Origin of the sequence: Haladaptatus sp. SPP-AMP-3, assembly GCF_049568665.1 — an archaeon.
GTDB classification, from domain to species: domain Archaea; phylum Halobacteriota; class Halobacteria; order Halobacteriales; family Haladaptataceae; genus Haladaptatus; species Haladaptatus paucihalophilus.
Genome location: NZ_CP145901.1, coordinates 480,088 through 493,921, shown reverse-complemented (window position 1 = coordinate 493,921; position 13,834 = coordinate 480,088). Strand labels below are relative to the sequence as shown.

The window sequence follows — 13,834 nt, the reverse complement described above, 5'->3', positions numbered from 1 at the left end:
GAAACTATTATCAAGTTATCGGTGGCATCGAACGGTCCTCGATTCCGGCTTCTCGTCGATCACGTCATCGAGGTGAATACGACGAAGGCGACGGTCGTCGGAAGCAGCGCCAGCGTGCTTCGAATCCGACCGAGACCGTAGCGCCGTGCGAGCACCAGCCGAAAAAGTAGCGCGCAGAGGAGCCATCCGCTGATCCGGAGCAGCCGTACGATTTGCATCTGCTGTGTGCTCCGGATGTTCATCCGTACTTCCATGATCTTCGGTGCCATCTGTGAGACGTTGCCGCCGGAAACGGCGGCGATGCCGACGTCCGAGCCGGAAATCGTGAGCGCGAGAACTGAGGCGACCACGAAAATCGGGACGAACACCACGGAGAGGTACCCGCCGACTTTGAACGTGGTACCGTCGAGACTTCGATTGGAGGCGATCAACCCGGCGATCGCACCGATCGTTCCGAAGAAAAAGAACAGCAGCAACAGGGTCTGGAAACTCGTGTAGATGAAGTTGAGGACGAACGCCGACAGCAGCGACGGGAACGGTTCCCCGCCTCTCATCACTCCCGGTTCGATGAGGTACGTAAACCCGCTCCGAAAGATGACGTGGGCGAACACGCCGATCGCGGGCGCCGTCCAGCCGTAATATTCGATGGATTCGGCCGCCTCGCCGAAGTCATCCGCGTCGAGGAAGGCCCGCCACGCGTCGGTGGTCGAATCGACCCTAGCGCGCCAGGCCCCGTATGCAGTTTCGAACGCCATGCAACGTTCAATTTCACTAGACTGTCAAGGGTGTTTCGACTAGACACCGAGCATCGGGACGTTCGGTACCAAAATGTTATTACCATCCCGGAGAATTTAGTGAGACGAAGTAGCATGGTGAAATACTATCAGTTACGGAATCAGTTTCTCAACCGAGTTTCGCTACCACAAAAGTATCGCCACCTCCTGTCGAAGGAGAGCGTCTGGGGTTGGTTGTTTCTCGTTCCGACCCTGGTCTCGCTCGGTCTGGTAAGCGTCTATCCCGTCTTCCGTGCGGCGTACCTGAGCATGAACGAGTACAACGGAATCACCCCGCCGACGTGGGTCGGCCCGGCACACTACGTGAAGATACTGTCGGGGTGGCCTGAGTTCTGGCAGGTGTTGCTCAACACCGTCTCGTGGGCGTTCGGCTCGATCATCATCATGCTCCTGGTCGGGATGGGGTTCGCCGTCCTTCTCAACCGCGAATTTCGAGGGCGAAACGTCGTTCAGGGGTTGCTCCTGCTGCCGTGGGCGATGCCGTACATCGCCGTGGCGCTGAACTTCCAGTGGATGTACAACTACAATCTCGGGGTGTTCAACGGCCTCTTGCGGCTGGTCGGTCTCGGCGCGATTCCGTGGATCGGGAGTTCGAAGTTCGCGCTGTTTTCGGCCATGCTCGGTTGGGTGTGGCGAAACTTCCCGTTCTTCATGATCAGCTTCCTCGCCGCGATGAAGGCGATCCCGGATTCGCTGTACGAGGCGGCGCTCGTCGACGGCTCCTCCCGATGGGAGCTGTTCCGCCACATTACGCTTCCGTACCTACAGCCGGTTATCATCGTGACGACGCTGCTGATGAGTCTGTGGACGTTCAACAATTTCACCATGATATTCGTGCTGACGAGCGGCGGTCCGGGGATGTCGTCGATGGTGCTCCCGGTGTACGTGTACAACAACGCGTTCCTGTCGAACTCCGTCGGGTTGGCAAGCGCTATCGGAATGGTCATGATGGTCATCATGCTCGGATACGGACTGGTGTACCTCCAGCTCTACCGGCAGGACATCGGTCAGGTGTGAGGTGAACACGATATGGCAACTAAATCACCGCAATCGAACTCGTCGTTCCTGAACGACCCGATGCTCAAGACGATCGGATTCCACGCGTTCGTGTGGAGTCTCACGCTCATCGTCCTGTTCCCCATCATCTGGATGGTCGTCACGTCGGTGAACGTAACGACCGTCGAGGAGCTAACGCGAATCGGTATCACAGGGTGGCTAAGCGGGGTGAGCCTGAACAACTACATGACGATGCTGAACCAGACGACGTTTCTCACGTGGTTCATCAACAGCGCCATCGTCTCGCTGGCGTCCACGCTCATCAGCATCGTCGTCTGTATCTTCGGGGCGTACAGCATCGGACGATTGCGATTCCGCGGTCGAAAGGTGGTCGCGACGTTCCTCCTCATCACGCAGATGTTCCCGTACGTGGTCATCGTCATCCCACTGTTCCTCGTCTTCCGTGACCTCGGGCTGTTCAACACGCTCACCGGCCTCGTCATCGCGTACATCGCCTTCACGTTACCGTTTACCACGTGGATGTTGCGGGGATTCTACGAGAACCTCCCCGCCCAGCTAGAAGAGGCAGCGATGGTCGACGGCAGTACCCGCATCGGGGCGGTCATCAGTGTCATTCTCCCGCTATCCGCACCCGCCATTGCGACGACGTTCATCTTCGGGTGGATTCTGGCGTGGAACGAGTTTCTCTTCGCGCTCGTGCTCATCAACGACCCGACCAAGAAGACGCTGCCGCCGGGAATCGGCTCGTGGATCGGACAGAACACGGTTAACTGGGGACTCATCATGGCCGGTTCGACGGCCGTCAGTTTGCCGCTCCTCCTGCTGTTCGTCTTCCTGCAACGCTACCTCGTCGAGGGACTGGCGGAAGGTGCCGTCAAGTCGTAACGGACGTCCGCGGGTAGAACAACACGAATTTTCACAAAAGTAAAGTCCGGTGGGGTCCGTTCTGTTTTCTATGGAGCAACCACCTACTTCCCCATCCGGTCAGATCTCCGGATACACTCGTTTCGACCGGTCCGAAACGAGCGAAATCATCGAAACCGCGGCCGAGGAGATGGGAAGCCTCGTCCGGAGCACGCTCGGACCGTCCGGCCTCGACAAACTCGTCGTTCGCCGACAGCAAGACGACGAGATTCGCGGACTCGCGAGCAACGATGGGATTTCCATCATCGAGGAGTTCGAGGGGGAGACGAACCATCCGGTCGCACAACACCTCATCGAAACGGCGGAGGCACAGGAGGACGACTTCGGTGACGGGACGACGACGACGGTACTGCTGACGAGCGAACTGCTCACCGCCGGACTCGACCTCGTCGCCGAGGGTGTCCCCCCGGCGACCGTCATCGAGGGGTTCTCCATCGCCGCCCAGCGGACGCTCGAAGTCTGGGATGACTCCAGCGTCTCGCTGGCGTCGTCAGACGGTGCATCGCTCGACCGCGATCTCCTTCGGAACGTGGCGATAACCGGGATGACGAACGGGAGTACGAAATCCTGGTCGCTGCACGGTCTCGCCGACCACGTCGTGGAGGCCGTCCTCCGCGTGTCGAACCCGCAAACCGGTTCGGTGGACCTCTCGTTCGTCCGAACGGAGGCGATGCCGGGCGGGGGCGTCGCCGATTCGTCCCTCGTGCCCGGTGCGTTCCTTCCCAAGGAGCCGTACTGGGGAACCGGCGAACTGCCGGTCGAGGGACCGGCGCTGCTGGTCGGCGGCGACGTGGCACCCCGTGACCCGGCGTTTCAGGGCAACGTGACGGCGGACACGGACGGATTCGACGGTGTGCGGACCGTGGACACACGACGCTTCGACGACATCGCGGCCGCGATTCGCGCGACGGGCGCGGTTACCGTCCTCGCGAGCGGGGATATTCACCGCGATATCGCCCAAGAGCTGGGTAGCCGTGGCGTGCTCACGGTGCAGAACGTGAAAGATTCGCGCATCGAGTTCCTCGCCCGTGCGACTGGAGCATCGGTATCGACGCCGCTCGTTTCGGCCGACGTGGTGGACGCCGAAGCGACGGCACCCGTGCGCATCGACCAACGGTTCGACCAGCAGGACGAGAGCTGGTTGGCAGTGATGGCGACGGGCCCGGATGTCCCCGAGGCGGTGTCGTTCGTCGTCCGCGGCGGCAGCGACTCCGTCGCCCGCGAAGCCGAGCGGCGGGTCAAGGACGGGCTGAACGCCGTTCGAGCGGCGGTGATGCGCCCGGAAGCGCTTCCCGGCGGCGGGGCGGCGGAAATCGCCGCGGCGGTGGCGCTCCGCGACTTCGCACCGGGCGTCCCCGGACGGGCACAGCTCGCGGTCGAAGCGTTCGCGGACGCGATAGAGACGATTCCGCTCACGCTGGCTCGGAACGCCGGTCGCGATGCGCTCGGTACCGTGCTCGACCTCCGGAGCCGTCACGCGGGCGGGAATGGACGGGCGGGGATCACCGCGAACAGAGTCGTCGTCGACGACGTGTTCGACCACGGCGCGTTCGACCCGCAACTCGTTCGGACCAGCGGATTCGTTCGCGGCGTCGAGTTCACGAACAGCTACCTCCGCATCGACGGCATCCTCTACAACGCGACCCCCGGCAGTCCGCTCGACGGAGCATCGCCGTGACTCAAAAAAGGTCGGTGGTGGCGAGAGCGAAGCTGAGTGCGGATACGGGTGTAGCCGTCCAGTGGTAGGTCCCGTCTGGTCGGCAGTGAGCCGTCCGTTTTCCTCAAACGGCTATCGAACCGGTGGGTCTTCCCGCTGCGTCCGCCCCTCGACGAGGAGGTTGTCGCCCGTCTCCTCGTCGAACAGGTGAATGTCGTCATCGTCGAAGGTGATGTACACCTCGTCGCCGACGTCGGGATTCACGTCCGGCGGGACGAACATCACGTATTCTCGCTCTTCGTCCACGTCCGCCCCCGTCGCCGCCGGCTCAAAGTACAGGAGGTTGTCCCGGCCGAGCGGTTCGACCAGTTCGACGGTGACCGCGCTCGCGTTCCGGTGGGACGATTCGCACAGTTCGAGGTCCTCCGGTCGGATGCCGAGGGCGAATCGATCCGAGGCGGTACGTTCGGCCTTCTCGGCGATATCGTCCGAGAAGACGTGGTCGATCTGTCCCGTGAATCGGGAGACTCCTTGTCGGTCCTCGACGATTCCGTCGAAGATGTTCATGCTCGGACTTCCGATGAACTGGGCCACGAACAGGTTCGTGGGGTCGTTGTACACCTCCCGTGGGCTGCCCACCTGTTGGAGTTCGCCGTGGTTCAGGATGGCGATTCGGTCCGACATCGTCATCGCCTCCTCCTGGTCGTGCGTGACGTAGATGGTGGTCGTGCCGAGTTCCTGCTGGATGCGGTTGAGCTCCGTCCGCATGTGTTTGCGGAGCTTGGCGTCGAGGTTCGACAGCGGTTCGTCGAAGAGGAACACCTCCGGTTCGCGGACGATAGCGCGTCCCGTCGCCACGCGCTGTTTCTGTCCGCCGGACAGCTGACGGGGTTTGTTGTCGAGGAGTTCCGGGATGCCAAGCAGATCGGCCGTCTCCTCGACGCGTCGGTTGATCTTCCCCTTGTCGAGCGTCGTCGAACGCTTGAGCCCGAACGCGAGGTTTTCACGCACGCTGAGGTGCGGATACAGTGCGTAGTTCTGGAACACCATCGCGATATCCCGGTCGCGGGGCGGGAGAAAATTCACGACTTCGTCGTCGATGGATATCTCCCCTGCCGTTATCTCTTCGAGCCCGGCGAGCATCCGGAGCGTCGTCGATTTGCCCGAGCCGCTCGGCCCGACCAGCGTCAGGAATTCTCCGTCGGCGACCTCGAGTTCGAAATTATCGACGGCAACCGTTTTGCTGCCGTAGACCTTTTGAACGGAATCGAAAACTATTCGTCCCATATACCATGTTGATAGGGAACAGTTGTCTATAAAAATATTCCGTCGTCGTCGACGGGAATTTCCCATCAGATACGGCTCTTCGACCCGAGAAATCGTTGTTTCAGTGGATCGGGTGGCGGAGGTTATCGACTCGGATCTGACGGGACTCACGTATGTGGTGTCAGGAACGGGGGGCGTACCCACCTCGGCGTCATTCGTAGGGATTCCAGATCTTCGGCGTGTTGTTCGAACCGGTGATCCAATCCTGCACCTCCTTCGGGGCGTCGTCGAGGCTCGGTTTCTCGGACTTGTTCTTGAGCGTGTAGTCGAGCTTTTTGTTCGCCTCGTTCCGAACGTTGTTGGCCATGCCGACCAACGCTTCCTTCGGATCCTTGTTCGAGCCCAGGATGGCCGAAATAGCTTGGCTGTATCCGGTCGTCGAACCTTCGACCGATCCGAGGAACGGCGTGTCCTGTCCGCCGCCGAAGACGCCGTAGCGCCGAGTCTTCTGTGCTTGGGTGACGAATGCATCGAGCCAGTCGTCGGGTAGCTTCGTCGGGTTCTTCGTGAAGAGGTCCATCTGCTCCTGACTCTTCCGTACCGGCATGAAGACGGGTGCGGACGCCGCGAAGTAGTCGGACTGGTTGTCCGGTTGCATCATGTACTTCACGAACGCGTTCGAGAGGTCGCCGACATCGTGTTTGGAAACGTCGTCGGTGAACGGGCTGAGACAGGAACCGCCGCGGAACGACCACCGTTTGCCCAGCGGTCCCTCGGGCATCGGCTGGATACCCACGTTGTCCCGGAGTCCGGCGTGTTCCTTCGTCCGGGCGAGACGCGCGTCCTCCGCGCCGAGGTGCGCCATCCCGGCGTCGCGCTCCCGGAAGAACTTGTCCGTCGCGCTCGAATCCTGGCTCGTCCAACCGTCTGCCGGCAGGTTCCACGCTTTCTTCAGGCTGGCGTAGAACAGGTGGCCGAACAGGGATCCGGCCGAATCGAGTTCTACCTGCCACTTCCCGTCCTTCTTGCTGTAGAACTTCCCGCCCGCGTTCGCGGTGTAGGCGAACGTGTGTTGACCGGTCGTGAAGTCGCGAGCGCCGGGTTCGATGTACCCCGGATTTCCGGTCTCTTTGACCACGTCTTTTCCGATTTTAACGAGCTCCTTCCAGTCCTTCGGCGGCTTGCTGTGACCCGCCTTTTCGAGGAGGTCCTTCCGATAGTACATCGGTCGCGTCTCGACGAACCACGGGACGCCCCACTTCTTGTCGTCCCAACTGGCCCACGATTCCATCGGCCCGTACCAGTCGTCGTACGAATCGTAAATGTCCGTGACGGGTGCCGTCGCACCGAGACTTCCGAAGTTCACGGCGTGTTCGTTGGCCATCTCCGAGACGTTCGGCGTCGTCCGTCCCTGAATGGACGCGTTCCACTTCGGGAACACCTGGTTCCACACGATGACGTTCGTCGAGACGTTGACCGGCGAATCCGAGTGTTTTTCGAAGCCCTTGGCGGCCTGTTTGATGTTCTTCGTCACTTCCGGGATGTATCCGCGCATCGTCCAGAAGATGAAGTCCTTTTCACCCTTCGTTTTGCTATCACCGCCGCTACCGCCGAACTGTTCGGTACATCCGGACAATCCGGCTGCGGCACCGGCCGCGCCCATGGATGCAGCGGCCTCCATGAAACCGCGCCGGGAGTAGTCTCCCTCGTCGGGGGTACCGGTTACCGTCTCGTCAGTAGCGTCGCCGACCGATGAATCAGTTGCCTTCGGCATAGTGACACGGATTATCATTACTATAGGGGACAATAATCTTTTCCCTTAGGATGATTCGCTCCTCGTCGAACAGCCCTTCGAAGGAAAACGAGAACCGCTACCCGTTTAGGATAGCACGACAGTCGCTCACGGCTGCGGCGTCGTCACCTTCGGGGGAGAATTCGCACCCGATGTATCCGTCGTACCCCGCAGCGGCGAGCGCGGGGAGGATGTTCTCATAGTCGAGTTCCCCCGTTCCGGGTTCGTGTCGACCGGGAACGTCCGCGATGTGGACGTACCCGATATGGTCGAGGTGACTCGTCATGTTGGCGATGACGTTTCCTTCCGTGATCTGTTGATGATACACGTCGAAGAGGAGTTTGACGTTCGAATCGCCGACCGCATCGACGATGTCGTATCCTTCCGCCGACGATTCGAGGAAGTAACCGGGGTGATCCACGGTCGTGTTCAACGGTTCGACGGCGAGCGTAACGCCCGCGTCGGCGGCGTCGGGGGCGACGCTCTCGAGAGCGGCCACGATAGCACCTCGTTGGGCTGAGTGGTCGATATCCGCCTGTTCCTGTCCCACGGTGATAATGAGGGTCGAACAACCGAGGCGTGCGGCCGTTTCGATGGATTCGCGCATGGACTGGCGGGCTTCGGAGGTTCGGGTCGGGTCCGTCAGCGGGACGTCGCTGCCGAGCATGGCTGCGACGTTCAGGTCGTGTTCGTCACACGCGTTGGCGACCGCATCGAGGTCCTTGTCGCGCCATCCCCAGAACTCCACCGCGTCCGCGCCGGCCGCCGCGGCGAGACCGATCCGCTCCGTAAACGGTGCTCCTTCGAAGACCATCTCGACGCAAACCGACAGTTCTGGCATCGGTCAATCCTCGGCGGGTTCCGGAGTGAGCGTTCCGTCTTCGATGAGCGCATCGAGGGGGTTGTCCTCGATGTCGAGCGGCAACTCGACGCGGCCGTGTCGTCGTGACGATTCCCACGCGCCGAAGATTATCTCCGTCGCCTTGAGCGCGTTCTCCGCGTTCAGTTCGGAGGTGGAATCGTTCTCGACCGCTTCGACGACGTCGGCTATCGCACGGTCGATGAAGACCCGACCGAACTCCCGAGAATCGAGGCCGTGAAGGCCCTCGCCGTCGCAATCGACGTGTTCCCACTCGTCGTCCCCGTCGCGCTTGATGCGGAGGATTCGGTCGTCGGTTTCGTTGTTCGGGAAGCCGTGTCCGATTTCGACGGTGCCCTCACTGCCCACGAGGCGGTTGTGACAGTTGACCAGATCCGCCCCGATTCCGGTCGTCGCGAGTCCGTAGACGCCGTTCTCGTATCTCCAAGCGGTGAGCGTCTGGTTCTCGTTGTGGGCGCCGAACCACAGGTCCTCGTCTCGGTAGTCGAGTTGGGAGATGACCCACTCGGCCCTTCCCTCGTCGTTGAAGTAGTTACAGAGGTCTACCGAGTGGGACCCGTAGTCGTAGATGTTGGGAGCCGCGCACTCGACCCGCTGGAGATCACCGATCTCCCCGGCATCGAGCAATTCCTTGGCCCGTCGATATCCTCGGCCGAAGCGGCGTTGGTGATTGAACGTCAATTTGACGCCCTCCTCGTCACACACCTCCACCATCCGTTCGACGTTCGACCACGTCCTGTCCATGGGTTTCTCGCAGTGTATCGCCTGCACCGCATCGCTCCGCGCGATGTCGGTCACGATGTCCGCGTGCGTCGGCGGGGGCGTACAGACGCTGACGATGTCGGGTTCGACCGCGGTGACCATGTCGAGGTACTCCTCGAACACACCGTCCGCTTCGATACCCCAGTAGTCGGCGAACGCTTTCGCGTTGGGTTCGACGATATCGGCACAGGCGACCAACTCCGCCCCCGCGTGGTCGTACGCCGCGGCGTGACGATACGCCATCGCGAATCCTTGGTTGTTCTGTGTCTCGGGGTCCGGTCCGGTTCCGACGAAGGCGCTAGTAACTGCTTTCATTGCCTCTGAATCACGTACGGAGGTTATTCGAATCCCGCAATAAAGTTTGTGATTTGGTAACTTGTACCTCTCAGATGACGTTCGGGAGTGCTGACATCGCACCGTATCCGAATCGAGCGCGAGGGTCACAATCACGGATGCGAACTGAAGCACCTCGGTCCGGCCGAGCGAGGGGAAACGGTGAAACTGGACCGACGAACCGGACGACCACCGGCCTCCCGAAACGGCATGCGCATTCTGAATACCAGAACGAAACTTCGAACACCGTTTCGAAACGGTATACCGTGCTACTCCACGGGTTCGACTCGCGTCGTCGTGAAGTACGTTCGGCCGGCCGCCGGTACTTCTTTCGTCGTCGGAACGTCGAACGCCGCCGTGGAGACGATATCGCTCGCCGAGCGACCGACGCGGAGTTCGTACGGACCTCGCTCGACGGCGAGATTCATGTCCCGGTCGTGGAACGCGAGTTGCGAGGCGTCGATTTCGAAGATGATGCGTTTCGACTCGCCAGCGGCGAGGAATATCCGTTCGAACCCGACCAGTTCTTGAACCGGTCGTGCTTGACTCGGGGACTTCGCGCTCGCGTACAACTGGACGACTTCGTGTCCGTCGCGGTCGCCCGTATTGCTGACCGTGACTTCGGCGCTCACCCGCCCGGACGGAGCGAGCGAGTCGGTCGATAGCGAGAGGTCGCCGTATTCGAAGTCGGTGTAGCTCAGACCGTGGCCGAACGGGTACAGGGGTGTGTTCTCCGTGTAGACGTGCTCTTCGTTCGCGGTGTTGGGTTTTCGGTTGTAGTAAACCGGCAGTTGGCCGACCGACCGCGGGATGGAGACTGGGAGGCGGCCGCCGGGGTTGTGTTCGCCGAACAGCACTTCAGCAATTCCTTCACCCCCGCGTTCACCCGGAAGCCACGCGTAGAGGAGCGCGGGCGCTACCTCAGCGATCCACTCGACGGAGTGAGGTTTCCCGCTCACGACGACGACGACCAACGGCGTTCCGGTCTCGTGGACGCGTTCCACGAGTTCCTGCTGGACGCCGGGGAGATTCAAGTCGACCACGTCACAACCTTCGCCGCTGGTGGGAACGCTCGGGAGGTCGGCTTGCTTCTCGTCGATGTCGGAGAAATCGACGGCGGAGCGCGCGCCGACGAACGTGACGGCGACGTCGGCGGGTTCGGCCGCCTCGGCCGCCGAATCGAAGTCTTCGGTCGAGGATCCGGTCGTCGTACACCCCTGCTCGTATCGAACATCGAATCCGGCGTGCTCGCCGCGTGCTTCGATAGCGTCGAGCGGGGTCGTGGCATCGAGGTCGACTTCCTCCGTGGGATAGTGTGCCGGATACGCGTAATCGCCCATGAGTTCCTGTGCGTTGTCGGCTTTCGGACCGACGACGGCCACGGTCTCCAGTTCCTCCCCGTCGAAGGGAAGAAAATCGTCCTCGTTCTTCAGGAGGGTCATCGATTCGCGGGCGGCGCGGGTGGTGAGGTCTCTCGCGTTCTCGGTGTTGAACGGGGCGGCGGCGGCGGCGACGTCGACGGTCGGATCGTCGAGGAGTCCCTTCTCGGCCTTCGCACGGAGGACCCGACGAACCGCCGTATCCACCGTCGCTTCGGCCACGTCCCCGTCTTCGACGGCGTTCACGAGATGGTCGCCGTAGCAGTCCGTGTAGGGGAGTTCGACGTCGAGACCGGCCTCGACGGCCATCACCCCCGCCGCTTGCTTCGATGCCGCGACGCCGTGCTCGCTTTGCAGGAACTCGACGCTGTAGTAGTCCGAAACCACCGTCCCGTCGAATCCCCACTCGCCACGGAGAACGTCCGTCAGCAACCACTCGTCGCTCGCGCACGGGATGCCGTCGATGTCGTGGTAGGCGTTCATTACGGACTCGGCGTCGGCCGTTTTGATGACGGCCTCGAACGGGAACAGGTGGGTCTCCCGAAGTTCCCGGCGTCCGACGTTGACCGAACTGCGGTTTTTCCCGCCCTCCCCGGCGCCGTGACCGGCAAAGTGCTTGAGCGTTGCGGAGATGCCGTCGCCATCACCCTGCAAGCCGTTCACGTATCCACGGGCCATCGCCGCGACGAGATACGGGTCCTCGCCGAACGTTTCCTCGACGCGTCCCCACCGAAGGTCCCGAGCGATGTCGAGCACCGGCGAGAGCGCGTGCGTCGTCCCAATCGCCTCCAACTGACCGCGGATGGTGTCCGTTATCTCCCCGACGAGGTCCGGCGACCACGTACTCGCGACGCCGATCATCTGCGGGAACGTCGTTCCGTTCGGTCCCATATAGCCGCTCAGACACTCCTCGTGGGGAATCGCGGGGATGCCGAGTCGAGTCTCGTTCCCGAGAAAGTCCTGGAGTTCGTTCGTCCGGTTCGCGGCTTCCCGTGGCGGAAGGCTTCCTTCCCCGCCGAGTCTCGTCAGGTGACCGATTCCGTTTTCGAGGAGTTCCTCCGTTGCCTTCCGGTCGAGGCTTCCATCGTCCTCGAGCAGTTTGTTCGCGTTCACCGACCCCAGTTGTGCGACCTTTTCCGCTATCGTCATCTCTTCGAGGACCCCTTCTACTCGCCCTTCGTCGGCGATACGACGGTCTCCACGATCCGATTCAGTTTGCATCAGTTGGTTTCTCGCAATCACATCTCTTAATGGTTTGGACGGGAGGTGTCGCGGTATTTCCACGCTTGGTTACTCGCCTCCCTCAGCAACGATGGAGTTGTCCGTGACGATATCTATCGCCAATTCCTCGATTCGGTCGTCGAAACGTCATGAGCCGATAAATCCGACGCGAGGTGCGAACACGTCACCGACTTCGTCGGGTACCTCGACGAGACCGACCCCAAGGACGGACAGATTCCAACGACCGGAACCGAATCGAGGGAACGAACGTCACGTCAAAAAAGGACGAACCGAACGACGGTACCGAGTGGTTCCTCAGTAGCTGTCGTACACCGTCTTCTCGATGGTGTAGAACTCCAGTCCCTCGTCGCCCTGTTCGCGCCACGTCTCGCTGGACGAGCGCTTGAACCCGCCGAAGGGAACGTGAAGTTCGAGTCCCGTCGTCTTGTCGTTGACCTTCACGACGCCCGCCTCCACCTCATCGATGAAGCGGTTGGCTTCCGTGTGGTCGTCGGTGACGATGCTCGCCGAGAGGCCGTAGTGAACGTCGTTCGCGACGTGGAGACCCTCGTCGAAATCGCTCACCTTGATGACGGCGACGACCGGCCCGAAGACCTCCTCCTGTGCGATTCGCATCTCGGAGTCCACGTCGGTGAACACGGTCGGTTCCACGAAGTACCCGGTCTCGACCGCTTCACCGTCGGGAGTGTTGCCCCCCGCCGCGAGCGCCGCACCCTCGTTTTCGGCGATTTCGATGTAGTCGAGCGTCGATTCGAGTTCGCTTTCGCTCACCTGTGGTCCCATCTCGTGGTCGGCACCCGGACCGACGTCGATGGATTCGGCGCGGTCCACGAGTTCGGCCACGAACTCGTCGTACACGTCCTCGTGGACGATGGCGCGGGAACACGCGGTACACGACTGGCCGGTCGTCCCGAACCCGCCGCCCGCGACGATATCGGCGGCCTCCGCCGGGTCGGCCGAGGCCGCGACGACCGTCGGGTTCTTGCCGCCGAGTTCCGTCTGGACGCGTTTGCCCGCGTCGGTCGCCCGGTCGTACACCATCTCGCCGACTTCGCTGCTACCGGTGAACGAGACGGCATCCACCGCATCGTGTTCGACGAATTCGGTGCCGACGGTGCTCCCCGAACCGGTGACGACGTTCAGCACGCCGTCGGGGAGTCCGGCCTCGTCCAACGCCCGCGCGAGTTCGATTGCGACGCCGGGTGCGGCCGACGCCGGTTTGAGCACGACCGCGTTCCCGGCCGCCAAGGCCGGTGCGAGCTTCCATGCCGGGATGGCGATGGGGTAGTTCCACGGCGTGATGAGCGCGGCGACGCCGACCGGTTCCGTTCTCGTGTACAGGTTCTGGTTCGGTGCGCTCGGACTCTTCATCGTTCCGCCGAGGTCGGCCGCCTTCCCGGCGAAGTAGTGGAAGATGTCGATAGCCCGCTGGACCTCCCCACCGGCTTCGGCGTGGGCCTTCCCTTCCTCGGCGACGAGCACGTCCGTCAGCTCGTCCTTGCGCTCTTCGAGCAGGGTCCCGGCCGCGCGGAGGATTTTCCCGCGCTCCGGTCCCGGCGTCGATGCCCAGTCGTCGGCCGCTGCAGCGGCGGCTTCGACCGCGGCCGTCGCGTCGGTCGCGCTGGACGACTGATAGCGTCCCACTGTCTCGTTCGGGTTTGCGGGGTTCTCGACTTCGATGGTGTCACCCGACTCCGATTCGATCCACTCGCCGTTAACGTAGTTGTACGTCGTCTCCGACATCACGCCGTTATTCTCACTTCTGCCATACGACTGTTACGGTTCGAC

Annotated in this window: 10 protein-coding genes; 3 read left to right on the top strand and 7 right to left on the bottom strand. The window is 61.9% G+C overall.

Going from position 1 to position 13,834, the window contains the following annotated elements; genetic code table 11:
• Positions 1-59: 59 nt before the first annotated feature.
• Positions 60-755 (bottom strand): hypothetical protein, encoded by a 696-nt coding sequence (locus tag V5735_RS22435; RefSeq protein ID WP_423746876.1) that lies wholly within the window; start codon positions 753-755, stop codon positions 60-62.
• 99 nt (positions 756-854) lie between these two features.
• Here V5735_RS22435 and V5735_RS22430 point away from each other — a divergent pair, with 99 nt between their 5' ends.
• The 3 genes from V5735_RS22430 to V5735_RS22420 all read left to right on the top strand — a co-directional run bounded on the left by V5735_RS22430 (position 855) and on the right by V5735_RS22420 (position 4,413).
• On the top strand, positions 855-1,811 hold the full coding sequence (locus V5735_RS22430) for a carbohydrate ABC transporter permease (RefSeq protein WP_423746875.1): 957 nt from the start codon (positions 855-857) through the stop codon (positions 1,809-1,811).
• Between the two features lie 12 nt (positions 1,812-1,823).
• Positions 1,824-2,696, top strand: coding sequence for a carbohydrate ABC transporter permease (locus V5735_RS22425; protein WP_423746874.1), 873 nt, complete (start codon positions 1,824-1,826; stop codon positions 2,694-2,696).
• Positions 2,697-2,766: 70 nt separating this feature from the next.
• Positions 2,767-4,413, top strand: coding sequence for a TCP-1/cpn60 chaperonin family protein (locus tag V5735_RS22420; protein ID WP_423746873.1), 1,647 nt, complete (start codon positions 2,767-2,769; stop codon positions 4,411-4,413).
• Positions 4,414-4,524: 111 nt separating this feature from the next.
• Here V5735_RS22420 and V5735_RS22415 read toward each other — a convergent pair whose 3' ends face one another.
• The 6 genes from V5735_RS22415 to V5735_RS22390 form a co-directional block, all read right to left on the bottom strand.
• A complete protein-coding gene (locus V5735_RS22415; protein ID WP_423746872.1) occupies positions 4,525-5,679 on the bottom strand; it encodes an ABC transporter ATP-binding protein in 1,155 nt (384 codons plus the stop codon).
• 190 nt (positions 5,680-5,869) lie between these two features.
• Positions 5,870-7,432 (bottom strand): extracellular solute-binding protein, encoded by a 1,563-nt coding sequence (locus V5735_RS22410; RefSeq protein WP_423746871.1) that lies wholly within the window; start codon positions 7,430-7,432, stop codon positions 5,870-5,872.
• A 97-nt stretch (positions 7,433-7,529) separates the two neighbouring features.
• Positions 7,530-8,291, bottom strand: a complete 762-nt coding sequence (locus V5735_RS22405) for a hydroxypyruvate isomerase family protein (RefSeq protein ID WP_423746870.1) — start codon at positions 8,289-8,291, stop codon at positions 7,530-7,532.
• A gap of 3 nt (positions 8,292-8,294) precedes the next feature.
• Positions 8,295-9,407 carry a Gfo/Idh/MocA family protein gene (locus V5735_RS22400; RefSeq protein ID WP_423746869.1) on the bottom strand — a complete coding sequence of 371 codons (1,113 nt, stop codon included), beginning with the start codon at positions 9,405-9,407 and terminating at the stop codon, positions 8,295-8,297.
• A 287-nt stretch (positions 9,408-9,694) separates the two neighbouring features.
• Complete coding sequence (locus tag V5735_RS22395; RefSeq protein ID WP_423746868.1) at positions 9,695-12,025, bottom strand: glycoside hydrolase family 3 N-terminal domain-containing protein; 2,331 nt, start codon at positions 12,023-12,025, stop codon at positions 9,695-9,697.
• Positions 12,026-12,340: 315 nt separating this feature from the next.
• Complete coding sequence (locus V5735_RS22390; RefSeq protein ID WP_423746867.1) at positions 12,341-13,789, bottom strand: aldehyde dehydrogenase family protein; 1,449 nt, start codon at positions 13,787-13,789, stop codon at positions 12,341-12,343.
• Positions 13,790-13,834: the final 45 nt, after the last annotated feature.